Raw genomic sequence first — 21,505 nt, forward strand, 5'->3', positions numbered from 1 at the left:
ATTCTCTTTTTATTACGTATAAATTTGAGTGAATTTAGAAATCAGTAAATTAAGCTCCGTGGAAACCATATTCTTTCCATTTCGCTGTCACTTTCTCAATAACATCTATATCCATTTTTATTTTTTTACCCCAATTACGCTTAGTTTCTGGATAGATTTTGTCAGTAGCATCAATACCTATTTTACTACCTAACCATGCCTCTTCAGAAGCAAAATCTAAATAATCAATAGGAGTGTTATCTATAATGCTTAAATCTCTAACTGGATCTACTTTTGTTGCAACTGCCCACATTACATCTTTCCAGTCTCTGCAATTAATATCTGCATCTACGACAATAATCCATTTAGTATACATGAATTGTCTTAAAAATCCCCACACTCCCATCATTACACGACGCGCCTGCCCAGGATACTCTTTCTTAATTGAGACTACTGCAATACGATAGGAACATCCTTCTGGAGGTAACCAAAAATCTACTATCTCTGAAAATTGTTGTTTAATCAGCGGTATAAAAACTTCATTTAATACTTCTCCAAGGATTGATGGCTCATCTGGTGGACGCCCTGTAAAAGTACTAAGATAAATCGGAGACTTGCGCATAGTAATAGCTGTAATATTGAATTCTGGAAATTGTTCTACATCATTATAATAACCAGTATGATCGCCATAAGGGCCTTCATCATGATAAGTTTCTAAATCTATATACCCTTCCAATATTATTTCAGCATTAGCTGGCACTTTAATAGGCACCGTCTTACAATCTACTAACTTTAGCCTTTTTCCTCTAAGTAGCCCAGCAAATTGATACTCAGATACATTATCTGGAATAGGGGTGACAGCTGCAATAATAGTTGCTGGATCTGCACCAATTACTACTGCTGCTGGCATTTTCTTATGTTGTTTTGCCCAAGATCTACTATGAGCTGCACCCCCTCTATGCTTTAGCCAGCGCATAATAGTTTTATTCTTGCCTATCACTTGCATACGATATATGCCTAAATTATACTTTTCTTCCTGATGCCCAGGAGAATCTTTAGTTACAACAAGCGGCCAAGTAATCAAAGGAGCAGGTTCATTAGGCCAACAAGTCTGAATAGGTAATAATGATAGATCTATCTCATCTCCTAGTAATACTTTCTCTTGACAAGGAGCGTTATTTACATTCTTAGGCCTGCTAGCTAAAACTTTTTTCAAGATAGGTAGTACATTTACTAATTCCTGCCACCCGCCTGGCGGTTCAGGTTGTCTAAGAAAAGCTAATAACTCACCTACTTCTTTAAGTTTTTCAATACTGCTATCTATACCAGCCGCTACACGTTTAACTGTACCAAATAAATTGACTAGGACTGGAATATTATTAATACCATTTTCTGTCACAACATTTTCAAATAATACTGCGGGTCCACCACTTGCTAATAACCTAGTTTGAATTTCTGTCATTTCTAATACTGTGGATACTTGTGTATTAACACGCACTAAATCTTTTTCTTGTTCTAAAAATGAGATAAAATCCCTTAATGATTCGTATGGCATAATGATAGTTGTAATTTTCTAAAATAATATTCTATTATATAGATAATATAATTTAAAATTTATGGAAATAAAATATACAATAACTACTAACTTTATAATTTGTAAATAGATAATAAACTTAATAATGTCATATAAAAACAAAGATATCAATAAAAGGCGTTCTACAACTGCAGTGAAAACTGCTAAAGGAAGAAGAATTTCATCTACTCACTGGTTACAGCGGCAATTAAATGACCCCTATGTGGCTTTATCAAAACAGGAAGGATATCGATCGAGGGCAGCCTATAAATTGCTTGAAATAGATCAAAAATTTCAAATACTCAAGCCTGGATATATTGTAGTAGATCTAGGAGCTGCGCCTGGAGGCTGGTCGCAAGTTACTTTAGATAAAGTGATAAGCCACAAAAAAGAACAAACTGTTGGCTTAGTTATTGCTATAGACCTCATCCCTTTAGAACCCATTGAAAATTTAATTACTATCGAAGGAGATTTTACCAAACAAGAAACACAAAATATTTTAAATACACATCTTCATCAAAAGGCTAATGTCATATTAAGTGATATGGCCGCTCCGGCATCGGGATATCCTGATATTGATCATATACGTATTATTAATTTATGTGAAACCGCATTAGAGTTTGCACATTCACATTTAATTGAAGGTGGCTATTTTGTTACAAAGCTTTTTGCGGGTAAAGAAGAACAAAAATTTATTAAAATGTTACAGAAGCATTTTCAATCTGTAAAGCGCTTTAAACCACCTGCAAGCCGAGCTGAATCATCAGAATTTTATATTATAGCTCAAGGATTCAGAATTTGAATAGTCACCTACCTACAGTTTGGACATTAATTGATGATAGAATAGGCAATACCAATCAAACACTTGGTCTAGCGAAAGCTCTTAATTTCCCATATGTCGTTAAAAATATACAATACACTAATTTGATTAAATTACCTAATTTTTTAAAATATAATGCTTTAATAGGTATAACTAACCAAACTATCGATACGCTAACGGACCCTTTTCCAGATATTGTGATAGCATCTGGCCGTAGAGCAGCAGTAGTTTCACTTTATATCAAACGCAAAAGCCCAAAAACCTTTATTATCCACATTATGGATCCTCAAATAAACTATCAATATTTTGATTTATTAATTATACCAGAACATGATCGTCCTCCTGCACATCCTAATATTATTAAGTCAATTGGAGCAATACATAATGTAAGCCCTACTCTACTTACCGAACATGCACAAAAATGGGCACCAACTTTTGCAGCTTTAAATCGTCCATTAATTGCAGTCATTATTGGAGGCAATAGTAAACATGGTGCTTTTACTGATAATAATATTAAATCTCTTATAACTAATATAAATAATATAGCCGATAAGCTATCAGGTTCTTTACTAATTACCACTAGTAGAAGAACTCCTTCCCATTTACGTACAATGCTTACCAATTCTTTTACTGTTCCATGTTTTTTACATGATTTTAAAGATCACGCTGCTAACCCTTATTATGGTATTTTAGCTTTAAGTGATATAATAATTGTGACAGGTGATTCAGTTTCTATGTGTTCAGAAGCATGTTATACAGGTAAACCTGTGTATGTTTTTGCACCTAATAACATAATGAGCAAAAAACACTCTAGGTTTATCGAGCAATTAGCCAAAAATCATTATATTAATATATTCACTAATACTTTATTATATGATAGAACTAACCCTAATAAATTTACTTTAGATGAAGCGAGTAGAATTGCAAAGCTTATCAAGCAACAATTTAATTATTAATTAACTTTCAAATTAGATATTTATATGCATAATATTTTAAAGGATTCTATTAATTTTCAAGATAATGTTTATAATTATACTCATTGTAATCCATAATAATAAAAACAATTTTTAGAAGAAAAATTTGAATTATTCATTCACTTAAAGTAACGCCACCATACAAAAATTCCTGTGAATAAAGCTGATAATAACGTTGTGACGATCGTTTTTATCCATAATTTGGAATCCTCAGGAGCACTATCTGCATAGCCTACCTTAGGGCGCTCTGGTATCTTAATACCTATAGGTAAGGCCATAAAAAATATTATTACCCAGATCCCAAGGAATACTAAAGCAATTGATGGTATATATTGCAGCATATTTTTTAATAATTATTAGCTGTTAATTAATAAATCTATATTATCATTAGTATTAATTATTACAAGCTTAATAAGGGATATCATTATGTTAAAAGGTAAAACTGCCATAGTAACTGGCTCTACAAGTGGTATAGGACTTGCAATTGCAACAGTTCTTGCTGAAGCCGGATGTAATCTAGTATTAAATGGATTTACAGATAAAGCTACCATAAAAAATATACAAGACTCCTTACAAAATAAATTTGGAGTAAATACCTTTTATTCCGGCGCTGATATGATTAAACCTTCAGAAATAGAGCAAATGATTAAAGATACCATAAAACATTTTAATACTATAGATATATTAGTAAATAATGCTGGTATACAGCATGTTGCACCTATAGAAGAGTTTCCCGATAATAAATGGGATGCTATTATTGGTATCAACCTTTCTTCAAGTTTCTATACTATTAAACATGCAATACCTCAAATGAAAAAACAAAACTCAGGCCGAATAATTAATATTGCTTCTGCACATGGATTGGTAGCCTCAACTGGTAAGGCTGCTTATGTTGCTGCAAAACACGGTCTAATTGGCTTAACTAAAGTAGTAGCTCTCGAAAATGCGCAGCTAAATATTACTTGTAACTCAATTTGTCCTGGCTGGGTATTAACTCCACTTGTTGAACAACAAATTAAAAATAATGCTATAAGCCATAACATATCTATTGAAGAAGCAACTCGTGCGTTACTGGCAGAAAAACAGCCTTCGTTACGTTTTGTTAAAGATATGGATATTGGGCAATTGGTTTTGTTTCTATGTAGCGAGGCAAGTCTCTCTATTACAGGCACTCATGTTTCTATTGATGGTGGATGGACTGCGCAATAGAGTATGTAATAAAAAATATTATAGCAATTGACATTAATGTTTTAAAGCATTATTACTCGATGTAATATAGATAAAAAATCGCTTATATTTAAACAACAACTTGTCAGGCGATTAATAAATGTAACTAAAGCGTTGTGTTTGTATTTTGGGTATTTGCTTTATAATTTTCTTAGATACTACTTCGCTTATATTAAGAAAGGTATGAAGCAAATATGTCTAGTATTAAATTTTTTACTTCTGAGTCTGTATCTGAAGGCCATCCTGATAAAATTGCTGATCAAATTTCTGATGCTGTCCTTGATGCTTTATTAACCATTGATCAAAACAGCCGAGTAGCCTGTGAAACTTTTGTTAAAACTGGTATGATCTTAGTAGGAGGAGAAATTACAACCCAAGGCTGGGTAGATATAGATCAAATAGCACGCGATGTAGTTCGCGAAATAGGATATAATAGTTCTGACATGGGATTTGATGCAGATTCTTGCGCTGTTATTACAGCTATAGGCAAACAATCTCCTGACATTGCTCAAGGGGTACATCATACTAACCATGAGATAGGAGCAGGAGATCAAGGGATGGTTTTCGGTTATGCCACCAATGAAACTCCCTCTCTTATGCCTGCCCCAATTTATTATGCACATAAATTAATGAAAAGACAGTCTTATATGCGTAAGAGCAACGTATTACCCTGGTTACGTCCTGATGCTAAAGCACAAATCACTTTCCAATATGTGAATAACAAGCCTAATGCTATTAATACTATAGTTTTCTCAACCCAGCATCAACCAACTATTAAACATAAAGAACTAACAGAAGCTATAATTGAAGAAATAATCAAACCTGTGTTACCAATTGAATTTATAAATCAAGATACAAAGTTTTTAGTAAATCCCACAGGACAATTTATTATAGGAGGCCCTCTAGGGGATTGTGGATTAACAGGAAGGAAAATTATTGTTGACTCATATGGAGGTATGGCCCGTCATGGTGGAGGTTGTTTCTCTGGTAAAGATCCCACAAAAATTGATCGCTCTGCGGCTTATGCGGCTCGATATATAGCTAAAAATATTGTAGCAGCAGGCTTTGCAGACAAATGTGAAATACAAATAGCATATGCAATTGGTGTTGCAGAACCTGTATCAATAGAAGTAGAAACCTTCGGTACAGGCAAAATAGCCGATAATTTGCTTGTAAAACTAATTAATAATAACTTTGATTTACGTCCTAAAGCAATTATAGAAACTCTCAATCTTTATAATCCTATATATAGAAAAACTGCAGTTTATGGTCATTTCGGGCAAGAAGAACATAAATTTCCTTGGGAACAAACTAATAAATCTGCACCATTACAAACACAATTTGCACAATTATTATAAACAGCAAAGATAAATTAATAATTAATAAAAATTGTTTATATCTTAATTTTTCTGATTAAAACAATAACTGCATTTAATAATTTTTTAAGATAAATATATTAATATATTTTATATATTAAAAGTTGATACGTAGGTAGGATTATTATGCGCAGTAAATCTGATAAAACAAAAAACCCTAGCCTTAAAACGCAAAAATTCATTCAAAAAAAGAGAGAGGTTTTAAAACTTACCACGATATTAGCAGAACGACTCAATAAAGAATCTGTAAAATTTTCTTCTGAAATTTCTCTAAATAAAGCCCCTACCGTATGGAATATCGTATGGACAGTACTTACTCCTAAATTAATGTTAAATGCGGTAAAAGCTGCACCTGCTTTACAAAAAGATTTAAATAAAATGTTAAAGTTTATAGAAAATCCTATAGAGAATTATAATCCGAATAAACCTCCTTTTTTCTTACAATTAATTGAAGAACATCTTAATTCTGTACCAGACCCTCAGAATCAAACCCTTAAAGATTATCTAGTCTCAGAACAAACTACTCTGACTTTAGCATTAGAAAAATTGATAACCCAAGTAGTATAGTAAATTAAGTTGATAAAGACATGATATATGATATATTAAAAAGCTCATAAACCCAAAACAGTAGAAGCAATGGCATATTCCTTAGATTTACGTAAAAAAGTAATTCACTATGTTAATAAAGGTTATACCAGAGAAGAAGCTGCAAGAATTTTTGGCATAGGTGAAAGAACAATTTATAGATGGTTATCGAGATCGAAATCCGGGAATTTAGCAGCCACACGAGCAGCTAAGCCATGGAAGAAGCTTGATCCAATCAAATTATTAAACGAGGTGTCTAAAAACAGCAATTGGCTATTATCTGATTTTGCAAAGGTTTTTAATGTGTCTACAGCTGCTATCTGTTTGGCATTCAAGACTTTGGGGATCACACGAAAAAAAAGACCACACTCTATCGTGAACGGGATGAAGCAAAACGGCAATTATTTTTGGCAGCTATCGCAAACTATAAAGCGGAAGATATAGTTTATATTGATGAGAGTGGAATTGATAGCTATTTGTACTATTCTTGGGGATACAGTCTCAGAGGAAGTAAAGTTTATGGTGATATCTCAGGTAAAAAACATGATTGAGAAAGCTTTATTGCAGGTAAGGTTGGGAAGAAAATTATTGCGCCAATGTGTTTCAAGGGCACATGTAATACAGAAGTTTTTAACGAGTGGGTTAGTCAGTGTTTGGTGCCCGAACTAAGATTTGGTCAAGTTGTAATACTTGATAATGCAACGTTCCATAAGTCAGCTAGAACTAGGAATTTAATAGAAGATATAGGCTGTAAACTTTTATTCTTACCACTTTACTCTCCTGATCTCAACCCAATTGAAAAATATTGGGCTCATTTAAAAGCTAAAATCAAACCTATCATTACTAATTTTAATAACCTTAGCGATGCTATTGATTATGGCTTCTCTATGCCATTCTCAACTTAATTGACTATACTATGGGATTGTTAACAAAGTCTTTATTGATAGTCTTATAGTTAATGATTTAATTATTTTTATTATAAAAATTTTATAAAAAATTAATATATATTATATATTATTTTATATAGATTGATTTCTTAATTAATAAGAGAGGTATAATAATGGAAGAAGATAGATTAGAATTATATGCACCCAAAAAGCAAAAAGAAAATATTTGGTTTATGGATAAAAAAACTTTTTTTGAAAAACTAAAGGATGATAGCCTTCCTCTGGAAGAGCTGAAAGATGTATTATTAAAAGCCCCTTTACTGAACGCAAAAGATAAGGAAGGTAATACGCCTTTATTCTATGCAGTTTCAAATAATAATATACCAATGGTTAATTTTTTTATTAAAAAGGGGTTAAAAGTTAATGAGGAGAATGCTAAAGGAGAAACACCTATATTTGCAGCTTTTAGACATGGTCATTTAAAAATGGCCCAACATTTATTGGATAAAGGGGCGGATATTAACCATAAAAATAAGGAATTTGGTGAAACCCCTTTATTTATAGTGGCTTCAAAAGGAAATATAAAACTATTAGAATATTTATTTAAAAATTATAAGGCAAATCCCTTTCAAGTTGATAACCGGAGTAGAACTATTTTATTTCAGGCGGTGGGTTCAAGTAATATAGAGATGGTACAGAATTTAATAATAAATTACGGCTTAGATATAAATCGTTCTGATAACGTAGGTAAAGTACCTTTATTTATAGCTGCACATAGTTGCAATATAAAGATGGTAGATTTTTTATTAGAGCAAGGTGCTGATTTACACCACAAAGATCAAGCCGGGAAAACAGCGTTATTTTATGTAGACCTTCCAAAAAGAAACGATGATAAAATGAAGATATTATCTTATGAGGAAAAGGAAGCAAACACTCATAAGGATGTTAATCATAGAGTAGAAATGATAATGCATTTATGTGAAAAAGGACTGAGTTTAGATGAAGAAGATAATGAGGGTAAATTTCCTTTAGATGATGCGCAAGAGAAGGTACAAAATAGGGTTTATGAACAAAAGCATGGTGCGCAACCATATATTATGGTTGAACCTGCCACTACTAAGTATGGAGGCATAATACCTGTTCAAGCAGAAGAAAAGCTTCAAAAAAATGTAGAAGAGTTGAGCACGAGTCTTACTAATGCATTAAAGCACAATCAAAGTTTTAAGGAATATAACTCATTATTAATCAAAACATTACATGAAAAAGACAGAATTATTGAAAATTTAAGTGCTGCTATGAATAATGCACAAAATTGTCAAGAGATGAATAAGGAAATGGTTAAGCAGATGAAGGAAATGTTTCAGGAGATACGTAATGAAATATTTAAGGATAAAGGGAAATTGTCTACTACTTTTAGTAGTATTAACATGGATGAGAGTTCGAGCGATTTATCTGATTCACAAGATAAGGGTGAATCATCTAAACGTACTGTTAGTACTAATTTAAGTGAGAGATCAAATGACTTCTCCAATTCTTACGATATGAGTAAAAATGGAGATAAGGGCAAGTTATCAAATAAAGATAAGATATGGGATAAATTATCCGCTTCTTATAAAAAGAATAAAGCTAAAGATAAATTTTCCTCATTTGTTGATGAGATAGAGATGAAAGAGAGGGTGAATAATTTCTTAGATTCTCAAGATCAGACCACAGATAAAGGTAAAGGTAAATTATCTTTACCTGCACACAGTAATAATTTAAAACCGGATAAAGTACCTAATAATAAAACTAAGAAAATAAGTATATTTACTAGAGAATAGTATAACCACAATTAAGGTTAATCAACAACTCTAACTAAGATATGATTTTTCTTACCTGCAGAAAGTTTAATAATATTATCTTTCTGTAGGTCCTTTGAGGTAATCGTATATAGCTCAGATTCAATTACTTGATCATTGAGTTTGGCACCTTTACCTCTAATTAACCTACGAGCTTCTCCTCCAGAATTACTGAGTTTTGCTAATAAAAATAGCTCAAATGCTGGAATACCTTGGGTTAATTGCTCTGATGTTATTTCAATAGATGGTAAAGTATGAGCTGTTTGTTTATCTATAAATACCTGCTCTGCAGTTTGGCTTGCAATTTCTGCCTTTCCTATACCATGACATAGCTTTGTGGCTTCAAAAGCAAGAATTTTTTTAGCTTCATTAATTTCACTGCCCTGTAATTGGGCTAGCTGATTTATAGTATTTGGGTCTAGCTCTGTAAATAGGTATAAGAAGCGTACTATGTCCTCATCAACTACATTACGCCAAAATTGATAATAATCATAAGGAGATAGTAAATCTGCACTTAGCCATATCGCACCTTTGACTGTTTTGCCCATTTTATTTCCATCAGCTGTGGTAACTAAAGGAGTAGTGAGACCATATAATTCTGGTAGGCCAAGCTTTTTACCTAGTTCTACACCATTAACTATATTGCCCCATTGATCGCTACCACCAATTTGTAATCTACAATTATGGGTTTTATTTAATTGTACAAAATCATAAGCCTGTAATAACATATAGTTAAATTCTAGAAAGCTAAGATTTTGCTCGCGCTCTAGACGTAGCTTTACACTGTCAAAGCTTAGCATACGATTCACAGAAAAATATCGACCGTAATCACGTAAAAAATTCATATAATTTAACTGATCTAACCAATCTGCATTATTGACCACAATGGCACCATTTTGCTTATCGTCAAAATCAATGAATTTTTCTAAAACATTTTTAATACCTTGCATATTTTGAGCAATCTCTTCATTGCCAAGTAACTTACGTTCTTCTGATTTAAAAGAAGGGTCGCCAATTTTAGTAGTTCCTCCTCCAAGCAATATAACTGGTTTATGCCCATAAGATTGTAATAATCTTAGAATCATAATTTGCATTAAACTACCTACGTGTAGAGAAGGAGCTGTACAATCAAAACCTAAATATGCAACTATTTTATCATTTAAAGTAAGAGTATTAAGGTTATCTAAATTAGTACACTGATAGAAAAAACCTCGTTCTTTGAAGGCTTTTAATAGAGGAGATAAGTTTAAAGTCATGTTATATAGTTATTATGATTGTTAATTTTACATCGCTAGAGTAATTGTAAGCTATAAAACATATTAATTTATTTGTCAATGAATAGACTTTTTGTATATTTTATGATTCTGTCTCTTGTAGACTAATTTTACCGTCAGGTTGTTGTACAATTTTATCTACTCTCATTTGTGCTTCTGCGAGTTTCTTTTCACAATGTTGCTTTAATTTATTGCCTAACTCGTAATATTCTAAAGATTTTTCTAAGGCTTCTTTACCGCTTTCAAGTTTTTTAACAATGGTTTCTAGCTGCGTTAATGCTTCTTCGAAACTTAGATTCTCAATCGTATTATCATTAGACATATAGTCTCCTATTAAATTTATACTGATAAAATAAGTCTAACACTTGCATATAATGAATGCTTAAACTATAAGCTGACCTAGTTATATAATATTGTAATTGTAAAAATATAAGAGTAAAATATATTTTAGGCAATCATTAATGGAGTAAATTATGCAAGCTAGGATATATAAACCTACTAAAACTGCCATGCAATCTGGGACTGAAAATACTAAAAATTGGGTGTTAGAGTTTGAATACGATAAAAGTAAAGGAATAAGGTATGTTGAATCAATTATGGGATGGATAAGTGGCTCTGATATGCAGCAAGAAATATGCTTGTGCTTTGGTAATCAAGAAGAAGCTATAAGATTTGCTACTAACAACAATATTCAATACACATTAATAGAACCACAACTTAAAAAAGTAAAACCTAAAGCTTATGCTGATAATTTCATGAAACGTTAAAGTATAAGTTCATTTTAAGATAATTATAAATATATATTACAGTTCTATTATATTTTGCATCATCTTATTTTCAATTAGTTGGGGAATGTTTTTTTCATTTAATACATGAACTTTTATTTTATCCGGAGTAATATTTAAACAAACTGTACCAGGAGTTAAAGTTATAGAATGAGCATAAATAGAAGATTTTATATCATTTAGATTAGTAAAAGGTAACCATATAGTTGTCGGTCTAATATATTTTTCGGGTTGTTTTGTCCAAACAATTTTTGCTACTGAGCAAGATGAGATAATAATTTCTTTAAACAGCCATATTGCATACAGAAACAATTTATAGCTTAATTTAATAGGCATGGTCTTCGTACTGTATAGTTTCATTCTATATATGAGGACTAAAATAAGAATGATAGAAATAGTGCCTAATAGTAAAAATAATAAATCATACCTTCCGGATAAAATATACCAGCATAGATATAAAGATATGAATAATAATGTTTTTCTCATAATTAAAACTATAGGTTAATAAATCTTATAATATCTGCCAACTTTCCCCTTCATCCAAGATCTTAAATTTTTCAGTTGATATATTAAGCTGTTTTAGAGCAATATGCAAATCTTCTACGGGCTGGTTATATCCTTCATCGGAAAGATTAAATGTGCCAAAGTGAATAGCCATACTATAATGAGCATTTAAATCTAGATGGGCAAGAGCTGCTTCATAGGGGTTAACATGTGCTGATTTCATAAAATACTGTGGTTGATATGCACCAATAGGGAGTAGAGCTAGCTTAAATTCATTAAATTTATCTTTAAGTAATTTAAAATGACTATCATATGCGGTATCGCCAGCAAAAAAGATATTGGATGAAGGTGTTTCAATAACGAAACCTCCCCATAAGGTGGTATTAACTTTTCGGATTAGTTTACGTCCAGACCAATGTTTAGCCGGTACAAAATGTATATGAATTTCGCCTATTTTTAAAGGAATTGTATTATACTCCCACTAATCTAAGGTAATAACCTTTGCAGATAATTTATATTCTTTCAGTAAATTATCTATACCAAGACCTGCATATATAGTAGGAGCAAATTTTTGATTTAGCTTCTCTAGGGTGTGGAGATCTAGATGATCATAATGATCATGACTTAAAAGTATTAAGTCAATAGGAGGTAATTGATCAAACGCTATACCAGGCTTTTTAACTCTTTTAGGACCTAAGTTTTTAAAAGGGCTAACACGCTTGGACCATACAGGATCAGTTAGAATGTTTAATCCATGTGTTTGTATTAAGATTGTGGCATGGTTTACAAAAGTAACTACTAAATTTTCATCAAGTACCCTTTCTTGGGGAGCCGGATAGAGCTTGTTTTCGACAAAACTTGGCCATTTTACTGGTTTTCTAGTTAAACGCCAATGTAATAATCGAAGTAAGCTCTTTTTGGCTCTTTCTTTATTAAAGAATCTCTTACCATCAAAATGATCAGATATGGGGCCATTGTGATAGACCATTTTTTTACTCTTAGGTTTTAATGTAAAACTCTGATTTTTTCCATTCCATCTAAAAATTGCCATAGAGCTTTTGCAGCAGTTAGAGCAGCTTCCTGGGCTTTTTCTTGCTCACTAGCGGTTAATTGATTAAGTAAGTTAGCACATTCTTCCGAATGCCATTCATCAGCAGACATATGTACTGTGAAAAATTTAGTACCCCGTTCTTCAGCTATACCATAAAATTCTGCTAAACCTTCAATTTTTGATTTTGCTACACTAGGTACTTGATATTCATATGTGAATAATGCTCCTATTCCTTCAGCTACAGAAGACTGACTTAATTTAAAGAAGGTACTAACTAAATTATTGGTTTCAGGACTTACTTCAGCTGTATTTAACTCTTCACGTGTTACCCCCAAAGCTTCTGCAAATCTAGCCCATAATTCTGGGTGATTTTCATCGCCTTTTTCTTCATCAACTAAATTATCCAAAATAACTTGGCGTGTTTTAATATCTTTACAATTAGTATGGATAGCACTTAAATATCTGGGAAAAGCGTTTACATGCTGAAAATATTGACATGCGTAACTTTTTAGTATTTCAATATCTAGAGCACCACAGCTCCATGCTTCATAAAAAGGGTGTGATAATAAATGGTAGGGCTTTAAAAGTTCTATAAGTTTAGTGGTAAAATTATTCATCAGCTGATCCCTTTCTTCAGAGGTTCTTAATTATTTATTACATTAATATTATATATAATATATGCAGTCAAGAATTTATAGTGTTTTAATTGTGAGTATGGATTTTATTGTTTCTTGCCTTTTATTTTACTTCAAATTAATTATACATGTTCAAAATAACTCTCCCTATAATAACTATTGGCGGCAATGATTTCAGCGTATTTTTCTGCAGTTAATTCATCTATGATAGCAGCTAACCTATCATTATACTCGTTTTTCAAAGTTTCTGTATTATGGTCTAGAAAATCAGATTCTTGATCAAACTTTTCTGAAATTTGTTTAGCAGCTAAAAGTTTTTGTGAGGCTTTATGTTCTGAAAGTAAATTTTGGTATTTATTATAAATATCATCGCAATCAACTTTTATAGTGCATTCATAATGGTGAATGCAATCTTGCCTCCCAAAGAAATCAGGTGTAGAGCAACGTACAGATGTTAACACTCCATTTGCAGCCGTGCAAGGGGTATTTTTTAATACATTTTCGCGAGCAGTACATTCGCTATCTGCAGCAGCTTGTAAGCTAGTTACTTTAGCTGAAGTTTCTTTCTCTTGTATATCTAATAACTTTTCCTTCCATTCTTTAAAAGAAGCAAGGAATGCTTCTTGCAATTTTTCTCCTTCAATATTAAATTCTTGCTGCAACCTTGCTTTTTCTTCTTCTTTTAAATTGGCGTATTTTTCCATAATATCAATCATAGATACTTTCTCAGCTTTATTAGCTTTTGTTACTTCCTCAGCATTTTCTTTACTTTTTAAGTTAATTTTTGCTCCAATGGAAAGTTTGTCAGGATTACGTAACTTAGGATTTAGTTTTTTTATTGCCTCAAGTGATAAACCATGGCTATCAGCAATAGCTTTTAAAGTCTCACCCGGTTTAACAAGATGTATATTATCAAACTGCATTTTTCCTTCTTCTACAAATGAAGCTCTGAGCTCTGCTCTAGCTTTTAGGCTATCATGATTAGTTTTGCGCATGATATCAGCAGCTTTTTGGTAATCTCCATTAATTAAAGCTTGTTTGATAGCAAAAACATTACCCCTATGAAAACAATGATCCATAACGCCAATTTGTTGCGCCAGATTTAACTTATTCCAATGTTCTTCACCAAGAGTTGTTTTGATATGTTTATATTTATCCTCAATAGAAGAACGGAGTAAATTTTCTGCTGTTTTAGGAGTTATAGAAAAATCGAGCTTATCTAGTTCTTGCTTTAAATGTTTTGTGCTCTTATGATTGGATTTTGCATCTGCATAATCTGTAATAATTTTATGCTGTTCGTTTGTGAGATTAATTCCTAGATCTTTTAAATCATTTTTATCCCATGCTTCCCACCCCTCTTTAACCTTATTAATTAAAGCAAAACCAGCGCCAATAGTAGGCACGCCAAAACCATCATCATAGATTTTTAATTTTACATTTTCATGCTCTTTAGCAAAATTTCCATAAGTGTTATAAAATTCTTCAGTAATTATTTTTGCCTCGCTTTTGTTTTGATAATATAATTTTTATAACCCGATAAATTATCTTGTATTGCTAGTTTGATTTTCATAACCTGTTCTATTTTTATATTTTCATAGGAATTCCCTTCTTCTATAGAATAGATATAATATTTCCCCTGATATTTAAAAATACCAGTTACGGTCTCTCCCCAAAAAGGATGAGTTGTATATATTTCATCACTATATAAACACTTGTTTGGGTCAAAATGTAGATATGCTCCTCTAATATCAAAGGCTTCTTTTTGTCTGTTGATATCACGAACTTTTCCCATACTTCTGATTGTTCTATAATCCTCACAGTAAAGCACATATTCTTGCTTATTATCTTTAGTATTAAAAAGATTAAAGTGATAAATTTTGATATTTTTTTTACATTTGTATATATTTATGGAAAATGCAAACTCACCCTTTGCATCTTCTAAATCTTCTTCAGTGATGATAGAAGATGGCTCAGCAGAGCCACTTATCCACTTTCGATGAAGATCAATAGGCTTTTTATCAGGGCAAGCCGTGTTAAATTTAGCGATGGCAGGATCTTCTATGGATTTTCCAATTGCAATTGGTTCAAGATGTTCAATATTATTTTGGTTAATAAAATCTTTTAAAATTTGTCTTGCAAAAGCCTTTTCTGCTTTAGTTGCATCCATAGGATATTCAATAGGGGCAAATTCTTGATCTTTAAAGAAGTTTTTGATCCAAACTCCTTTTTCTTTTTCTGTTTTAAATTCTATAGCAAACACCTGATTGTGAGTGCTGAGGAATGCCAAAATAATAAATTTTAATAATGTTTGAATATACATTTTATAGTAAATTAAGTTGATAAAGACATGATATATGATATATTAAAAAGCTCATAAACCCAAAACAGTAGAAGCAATGGCATATTCCTTAGATTTACGTAAAAAAGTAATTCACTATGTTAATAAAGGTTATACCAGAGAAGAAGCTGCAAGAATTTTTGGCATAGGTGAAAGAACAATTTATAGATGGTTATCGAGATCGAAATCCGGGAATTTAGCAGCCACACGAGCAGCTAAGCCATGGAAGAAGCTTGATCCAATCAAATTATTAAACGAGGTGTCTAAAAACAGCAATTGGCTATTATCTGATTTTGCAAAGGTTTTTAATGTGTCTACAGCTGCTATCTGTTTGGCATTCAAGACTTTGGGGATCACACGAAAAAAAAGACCACACTCTATCGTGAACGGGATGAAGCAAAACGGCAATTATTTTTGGCAGCTATCGCAAACTATAAAGCGGAAGATATAGTTTATATTGATGAGAGTGGAATTGATAGCTATTTGTACTATTCTTGGGGATACAGTCTCAGAGGAAGTAAAGTTTATGGTGATATCTCAGGTAAAAAACATGATTGAGAAAGCTTTATTGCAGGTAAGGTTGGGAAGAAAATTATTGCGCCAATGTGTTTCAAGGGCACATGTAATACAGAAGTTTTTAACGAGTGGGTTAGTCAGTGTTTGGTGCCCGAACTAAGATTTGGTCAAGTTGTAATACTTGATAATGCAACGTTCCATAAGTCAGCTAGAACTAGGAATTTAATAGAAGATATAGGCTGTAAACTTTTATTCTTACCACTTTACTCTCCTGATCTCAACCCAATTGAAAAATATTGGGCTCATTTAAAAGCTAAAATCAAACCTATCATTACTAATTTTAATAACCTTAGCGATGCTATTGATTATGGCTTCTCTATGCCATTCTCAACTTAATTGACTATACTATGATTTAGAGTGAATTAAGAATAAAATATAACAAACTTATTGAAGCTATTAATAAGAGTCAATATATTATTTACTTAATAACGTTTGAGAATGATATTATTTTTATTATGAACCTAAGATTAGTGTTGTCCAAGCATTTCGCTGAATTCTATATATTAGGCTTAGTCCTTGCAGGCGGTGTGCATTAAGTACCATTTTTTCTTGTTTGCTAAGTAATCCAGAAAGTATGGCAATCCCTCCTCTTGCTAAATTACGCGCTAAATAAGGAGCAAACTTTACTAAAGGTTTAGCAAGGATGTTGCTGATTATTAGATCATAAGGTGCATTATTATTTATATATTTAGACTGATAACCATTACTTTGCTGAGGAGTAACTAATTTATGCACCTTATTAATTTGTATATTACGTTTTGTAGTAATAACCGATTGTAGGTCTATATCTACAGCATGTACAGATTGTTGCCATGTTTTAGCTTGAGCTATGGCAAGTATACCTGAGCCACATCCCATATCAAGCATGTTATAGAATTGATATTTTTTGGCTAATTTGCTGATAGCAAGTAAACAGCAGCTAGTGGTCTCATGTTCTCCGGTACCAAAAGCACGCCCAGCATCAATTTCAAGTGGATAAAGATGGATAGGTTTGTGCTCATGAAAGCTAGAATTATGAACAAAGAAATTTCCTACAGCAAAAGGTGGAAAATTTTCTTGAGTATGTTTAATCCAATCAATATCTTGAACTAAGCTTGTGTTGAATTTTGGGACTGCTATATTTAGTGTTGTTGCAATAACATTTAGCCTATTGTAAATAAGCTCTTCTTTAGGAGCACTATCAAAATATAATTGGAGCATCCATAGGTCATCTGGTTTACTATCAAAACTTCCATTCCCTTCTAGTTCAAAATATGATATTGACAGTGTAATATCTTCAAAGATAAGAGCAAATGCTTCTATGTAAGCAAAGTTTATAGGAATTTCTGTAAGCCAAGTATGTTTGGATTGATTAAAGGGATTATTATAGCTTAGATTAAAATTTTTGGAATTATTGTATGAATTTGAAAGGTTTAACATGTTATTATCAATAGTGGTTCCAGTATATAATGAAGCTGAGAATGTAAAATTACTTGTGCACAAGCTACAAGAATCTTTAAATAATATCAACTACGAAATTATCTTTGTAGATGATGGGTCGAATGATAATACCATACAGGAAATTATAGATATTAAAGCCTTTAATATTTCAGTTATAGCGTTTACACGTAATTTTGGCCAAACATCCGCACTAGCAGCGGGTATAGAATATACAAGAGGTGAGTATATTGCTACTTTAGATGGTGATTTGCAAAATGATCCTAGTGATATTTTAATAATGTTAGATTATTTAATAAGGAATAAGCTTGATATTGTAGCTGGACGTAGACTTAATAGACAAGATAATTATTTACGTAATATACCCAGTAAAATAGCAAATTATTTAATTCGTAAACTCACGAAAGTTGAAATCCAAGATTATGGTTGTACATTGAAGGTTTTTAAAGCATCTATTGCTAAAAATTTGGATCTATATGGAGAATTACACCGTTTTATACCAATCCTAGCAGAATTACAGGGGGCAAAAATTGGAGAAATTGGAGTCAAGCATCACCCTAGGATATATGGTACATCCAAATATGGTTTAAACCGAACAATTAAAGTAATTAGTGATTTATTGCTTATGTATTTTTTTCAAAAATACAAACAAAAACCTATGCATCTTTTTGGTAATCTAGGAATTATTATGTTTATGATAGGGGGTGTAATAGAATTATATTTATTATGTATGAAATTTCTAGGCGAAAATATTGGCACAAGACCTTTATTTTATGTAGGAATATTGTTCCTTATAGCTTCAATACAGTTTATTACTACAGGCTTTTTGGCAGAACTTATGATGCGTACATATTATAGTGTTGGCAATAAGAAGCCCTATTCTATAGAGCATATATATAAAAATGATCAAAATAATGAATAAAAAGTTAGTATTATGCCTCAAGATAATGTTTTTGATAGTTATCTTAGTATTAATTTATTTAAAAGCAGATATATCATTAATGTTAAAATTGCTAAAGCAAATAAACATTCTATGGGTTATTGTAGCAATCGTAATATTATTCTTTAGTTTGATATTTAGTGCTTTGAGGCTTGGTGTATATTTGGCTGCTGATGATATACATTGTTCAAGATATTTTAATATAGCATTATATTTTGTAGGTATGTTATATAATAATATTTTGCCTGGAGGTATTGGGGGTGATGCTTATAAAATTTATAAAATTTCTAAATTATATCAAGTACCAAAATTAATCTTACTAAAAATAATATTAAGTGATAGAGCAAATGGATTGTTAGTTTTAATATTACTAATGATAGTATTAGCATTTTTTAATGAAGATATTAAATCATTTTCATATAGCGATATATTAGGTATGTTATTTCTAATTGTAACAATTACAACATATAGGTTAGTAACAGCAAAAATATTAAAAGAAAAATTAAAAATTACCATCAAAGCTTTTAAATATTCTATAATAGTGCAAGTTTTTTCTTTAATATCAGCCGTATTTGTATTAAAAAGTTTACAGTCAATAAGTTATAAAGATCCACAAATGGTAAGTTATTTAATTATCTTTATGGTATCATCAATTGTATCAATTATTCCTATTTCTGTAGGAAATGCAGGCCTTCGAGAACTTACTTTCATTTATGGGAGTGAATATTTAGGATTAAATATTGATGTAGGAGTAATATTTGCTTTTGTTTATTTTTGTATTAATTTGCTACTATCGACTATCGGTATAGTTTTTATGCATAATCTGGATGCAATGAATGATTATAATATGAAGGAGAGGATATGAACAGAGATATAGAATTAATGATCACTAATATTAAGCAATCGTTAGAATTGCTAAGGGGGTCTCTTTGATTTTGATCAATCTAGCCTAAGATTAGAAGAACTTAAGAGACTTAGTGAAGATCCAAAACTTTGGGATAATCAGGCAGACGCTCAAAAACTGCTAAAGGAACAAAGTCATTTAGAGCATTCATTATCTAGCTATAGTAGATTAGTGAATTCTTTTGAGGAACATGTTGCATTGCTTGAATTAGCTGAGCTAGAAGAAGATACAGAAGTTATAAATGAAGTTATAGCTACTCTAAGTAAACTAGAAAAACAAACGCGGCAATTGGAAGTGGAATGTTTATTTTCAGGAGAAGTTGATTCGAATGATTGCTTTTTAGAGATACACGCAGGAGCTGGTGGAACAGAAAGCCATGACTGGGCTGAAATGCTACTCCGTATGTATAGTAGGTTTGTTGAAAGGCATAATTTTAAAAGCGAAATTATTGATGAAATCAATGGTGAAGAGGCTGGTATTAAGTCTATAACCTTAAAAATTATGGGACATAATGCATATGGATGGCTTAAAACTGAAGGAGGAGTGCATAGATTAGTGCGTATTTCTCCATTTAATGCTGCTGGTAAAAGGCAAACAAGTTTTGCCAGTGTATGGGTATATCCTCTTATAGATGATAATGTTAGTATTGAAATTAATGAAAAAGATCTAAGAATCGATACCTATAGGGCTTCAGGTGCTGGTGGACAGCATGTGAATAAAACCGATAGTGCTGTACGTATAACGCATTTGCCTACAGGCATTGTAGTACAGTCACAAAATGATCGATCGCAGCATCGTAACAGAGCAGAAGCATTTTCAATGCTTAAAGCCAGATTATATGAGATAGAAATGCGTAAACAGCAGGAAAAAGTTGATGCTATGAATGCAACTAAAACGGATAATAGCTGGGGCCATCAGATAAGATCTTATGTATTACATCCGTACCAAATGGTGAAGGATTTACGTCATGATTATGAAACAAGTGATACGCAAAAGGTATTGGATGGAGAAATAGATGGCTTTATTGAAAAAAGTTTAGCTTTACTTGTCACTAATAAAATAAATAATTAAATTTTTATTTACTAATTCTTCGATATATATTATAAATTTATTAATAATAAATTTAACTATTATCTTTAATTTATTACTTATTGGTACGATTTTTCTAGGTTATACTATGTTATTAAAGTATATATTTAAGGTTTATTAGTTTTTATATCAAAAATGGAATTATTATGTTCATACAAACGGAATTTACTCCTAACCCTTTGACTTTAAAATTTATTCCTGGGGTTCAAATAACCGAAAATGCACCTGTGAGTTTTGTAAAGAAAGATGATGCTATAACTTCTCCTCTTGCTCAAAATCTTTTTGAAATTGGAGAAGTAACAGGAGTATTTTTTGGTTCAGATTTTATTACTATAACTAAGACTGAAGGAAGCGACTGGGAATTATTAAAACCTCAAATATTGCTTACTATTATGGAATATTTGAATTCAGGACGTCCTATATTTAACGCAAATTCAGCTGTAAATACTAAAAACATAATAAATGATGAAGATAGTGAATTAGTTAAAGAAATAAAAGAATTAAAAGAATTAATTGAAACACGTGTTCGTCCAGCAGTAGCTATGGATGGTGGAGATATTATATTTAAGGGTTTTGAAGATGGAATAGTAAAGTTAGAATTACATGGATCATGTTCTGGATGTCCTAGTTCAACTATTACGTTAAAAAATGGCATAGAAAATATGTTAAAACACTATATTCCTGAGATAGTAGCGGTGGAAGCTGTATAGTTT

General features: G+C 31.6%; 24 protein-coding genes and 1 pseudogene. 15 read left to right on the top strand and 10 right to left on the bottom strand.

Going from position 1 to position 21,505, the window contains the following annotated elements:
- Positions 1 to 49: 49 nt before the first annotated feature.
- Positions 50 to 1,534 (bottom strand): 3-octaprenyl-4-hydroxybenzoate carboxy-lyase, encoded by a 1,485-nt coding sequence (gene ubiD, locus NOVO_04750; GenBank protein AIL65327.1) that lies wholly within the window; start codon positions 1,532 to 1,534, stop codon positions 50 to 52.
- A gap of 124 nt (positions 1,535 to 1,658) precedes the next feature.
- Between ubiD and rlmE the strand changes: the two genes are divergently transcribed.
- Positions 1,659 to 2,354, top strand: a complete 696-nt coding sequence (rlmE, locus tag NOVO_04755) for a Ribosomal RNA large subunit methyltransferase E (GenBank protein ID AIL65328.1) — start codon at positions 1,659 to 1,661, stop codon at positions 2,352 to 2,354.
- Entirely contained in the window at positions 2,351 to 3,328 is a 978-nt protein-coding gene (locus NOVO_04760; GenBank protein AIL65329.1) for a hypothetical protein, read from the top strand. Before rlmE ends, NOVO_04760 begins: the two co-directional genes overlap by 4 nt.
- 137 nt (positions 3,329 to 3,465) lie before the next feature.
- Here the strand turns inward: NOVO_04760 and NOVO_04765 are convergent, their stop codons facing one another.
- A complete protein-coding gene (locus NOVO_04765; GenBank protein AIL65330.1) occupies positions 3,466 to 3,687 on the bottom strand; it encodes a putative membrane protein in 222 nt (73 codons plus the stop codon).
- Between the two features lie 85 nt (positions 3,688 to 3,772).
- On the opposite strand from NOVO_04765, the gene bdhA reads away from it, so the two are divergent.
- The 6 genes from bdhA (at position 3,773) to NOVO_04795 (ending at position 9,241) form a co-directional block, all read left to right on the top strand.
- Positions 3,773 to 4,555 (top strand): D-beta-hydroxybutyrate dehydrogenase, encoded by a 783-nt coding sequence (gene bdhA, locus NOVO_04770; GenBank protein ID AIL65331.1) that lies wholly within the window; start codon positions 3,773 to 3,775, stop codon positions 4,553 to 4,555.
- A gap of 212 nt (positions 4,556 to 4,767) precedes the next feature.
- Positions 4,768 to 5,931 (top strand): S-adenosylmethionine synthase, encoded by a 1,164-nt coding sequence (gene metK / locus NOVO_04775; protein ID AIL65332.1) that lies wholly within the window; start codon positions 4,768 to 4,770, stop codon positions 5,929 to 5,931.
- Between the two features lie 144 nt (positions 5,932 to 6,075).
- Entirely contained in the window at positions 6,076 to 6,516 is a 441-nt protein-coding gene (locus NOVO_04780) for a hypothetical protein (GenBank protein ID AIL65333.1), read from the top strand.
- A gap of 69 nt (positions 6,517 to 6,585) precedes the next feature.
- Positions 6,586 to 6,978 carry a Transposase gene (locus tag NOVO_04785; protein AIL65334.1) on the top strand — a complete coding sequence of 131 codons (393 nt, stop codon included), beginning with the start codon at positions 6,586 to 6,588 and terminating at the stop codon, positions 6,976 to 6,978.
- 152 nt (positions 6,979 to 7,130) lie between these two features.
- The gene (locus NOVO_04790) at positions 7,131 to 7,439 is read left to right on the top strand and encodes a hypothetical protein (GenBank protein ID AIL65335.1); all 309 of its coding nucleotides are present in this window, start codon (positions 7,131 to 7,133) and stop codon (positions 7,437 to 7,439) included.
- A 155-nt stretch (positions 7,440 to 7,594) separates the two neighbouring features.
- Positions 7,595 to 9,241: an Ankyrin repeat protein gene (locus tag NOVO_04795; GenBank protein ID AIL65336.1), complete on the top strand. Its 1,647-nt coding sequence runs from the start codon at positions 7,595 to 7,597 to the stop codon at positions 9,239 to 9,241.
- Positions 9,242 to 9,258: 17 nt separating this feature from the next.
- On the opposite strand, the gene tyrS is transcribed toward NOVO_04795, so the two are convergent.
- Both tyrS and NOVO_04805 read right to left on the bottom strand, forming a co-directional pair.
- On the bottom strand, positions 9,259 to 10,515 hold the full coding sequence (gene tyrS, locus NOVO_04800; GenBank protein AIL65337.1) for a Tyrosine--tRNA ligase: 1,257 nt from the start codon (positions 10,513 to 10,515) through the stop codon (positions 9,259 to 9,261).
- A gap of 100 nt (positions 10,516 to 10,615) precedes the next feature.
- Positions 10,616 to 10,855: an Exodeoxyribonuclease VII small subunit gene (locus NOVO_04805; GenBank protein ID AIL65338.1), complete on the bottom strand. Its 240-nt coding sequence runs from the start codon at positions 10,853 to 10,855 to the stop codon at positions 10,616 to 10,618.
- A gap of 151 nt (positions 10,856 to 11,006) precedes the next feature.
- On the opposite strand from NOVO_04805, the gene NOVO_04810 reads away from it, so the two are divergent.
- A complete protein-coding gene (locus NOVO_04810; protein AIL65339.1) occupies positions 11,007 to 11,300 on the top strand; it encodes a hypothetical protein in 294 nt (97 codons plus the stop codon).
- Positions 11,301 to 11,336: 36 nt separating this feature from the next.
- Here the strand turns inward: NOVO_04810 and NOVO_04815 are convergent, their stop codons facing one another.
- The 5 genes and pseudogenes from NOVO_04815 to NOVO_04840 form a co-directional block, all read right to left on the bottom strand.
- Entirely contained in the window at positions 11,337 to 11,804 is a 468-nt protein-coding gene (locus NOVO_04815; GenBank protein ID AIL65340.1) for a putative monovalent cation/H+ antiporter subunit E, read from the bottom strand.
- A 25-nt stretch (positions 11,805 to 11,829) separates the two neighbouring features.
- Positions 11,830 to 12,810 (bottom strand): annotated as a pseudogene (locus NOVO_04825) (Beta-lactamase superfamily domain protein; disrupted).
- A 17-nt stretch (positions 12,811 to 12,827) separates the two neighbouring features.
- Positions 12,828 to 13,490 (bottom strand): Chlamydia protein associating with death domains, encoded by a 663-nt coding sequence (locus NOVO_04830; GenBank protein AIL65341.1) that lies wholly within the window; start codon positions 13,488 to 13,490, stop codon positions 12,828 to 12,830.
- 140 nt (positions 13,491 to 13,630) lie between these two features.
- Entirely contained in the window at positions 13,631 to 14,911 is a 1,281-nt protein-coding gene (locus NOVO_04835) for a LysM domain protein (protein AIL65342.1), read from the bottom strand.
- Between the two features lie 86 nt (positions 14,912 to 14,997).
- Complete coding sequence (locus NOVO_04840) at positions 14,998 to 15,828, bottom strand: hypothetical protein (protein ID AIL65343.1); 831 nt, start codon at positions 15,826 to 15,828, stop codon at positions 14,998 to 15,000.
- A 76-nt stretch (positions 15,829 to 15,904) separates the two neighbouring features.
- Here NOVO_04840 and NOVO_04845 point away from each other — a divergent pair, with 76 nt between their 5' ends.
- Complete coding sequence (locus tag NOVO_04845; protein ID AIL65344.1) at positions 15,905 to 16,297, top strand: Transposase; 393 nt, start codon at positions 15,905 to 15,907, stop codon at positions 16,295 to 16,297.
- Positions 16,298 to 16,449: 152 nt separating this feature from the next.
- On the top strand, positions 16,450 to 16,758 hold the full coding sequence (locus NOVO_04850; protein ID AIL65345.1) for a hypothetical protein: 309 nt from the start codon (positions 16,450 to 16,452) through the stop codon (positions 16,756 to 16,758).
- A gap of 117 nt (positions 16,759 to 16,875) precedes the next feature.
- Here the strand turns inward: NOVO_04850 and prmA are convergent, their stop codons facing one another.
- The gene (gene prmA / locus NOVO_04855) at positions 16,876 to 17,841 is read right to left on the bottom strand and encodes a Ribosomal protein L11 methyltransferase (protein AIL65346.1); all 966 of its coding nucleotides are present in this window, start codon (positions 17,839 to 17,841) and stop codon (positions 16,876 to 16,878) included.
- Positions 17,842 to 17,854: 13 nt separating this feature from the next.
- Here prmA and arnC point away from each other — a divergent pair, with 13 nt between their 5' ends.
- The 4 genes from arnC to NOVO_04875 all read left to right on the top strand — a co-directional run bounded on the left by arnC (position 17,855) and on the right by NOVO_04875 (position 21,502).
- A complete protein-coding gene (gene arnC, locus NOVO_04860; protein ID AIL65347.1) occupies positions 17,855 to 18,781 on the top strand; it encodes an Undecaprenyl-phosphate 4-deoxy-4-formamido-L-arabinose transferase in 927 nt (308 codons plus the stop codon).
- A 25-nt stretch (positions 18,782 to 18,806) separates the two neighbouring features.
- Positions 18,807 to 19,664 (top strand): hypothetical protein, encoded by an 858-nt coding sequence (locus NOVO_04865; GenBank protein ID AIL65348.1) that lies wholly within the window; start codon positions 18,807 to 18,809, stop codon positions 19,662 to 19,664.
- A gap of 210 nt (positions 19,665 to 19,874) precedes the next feature.
- On the top strand, positions 19,875 to 20,774 hold the full coding sequence (gene prfB, locus NOVO_04870; GenBank protein ID AIL65349.1) for a Peptide chain release factor 2: 900 nt from the start codon (positions 19,875 to 19,877) through the stop codon (positions 20,772 to 20,774).
- Positions 20,775 to 20,938: 164 nt separating this feature from the next.
- Positions 20,939 to 21,502, top strand: a complete 564-nt coding sequence (locus tag NOVO_04875; GenBank protein ID AIL65350.1) for a Fe-S cluster assembly protein NifU — start codon at positions 20,939 to 20,941, stop codon at positions 21,500 to 21,502.
- Positions 21,503 to 21,505: the final 3 nt, after the last annotated feature.

The organism is Rickettsiales bacterium Ac37b (assembly GCA_000746585.2).
In the GTDB taxonomy this organism is placed as follows: domain Bacteria; phylum Pseudomonadota; class Alphaproteobacteria; order Rickettsiales; family Arcanibacteraceae; genus Ac37b.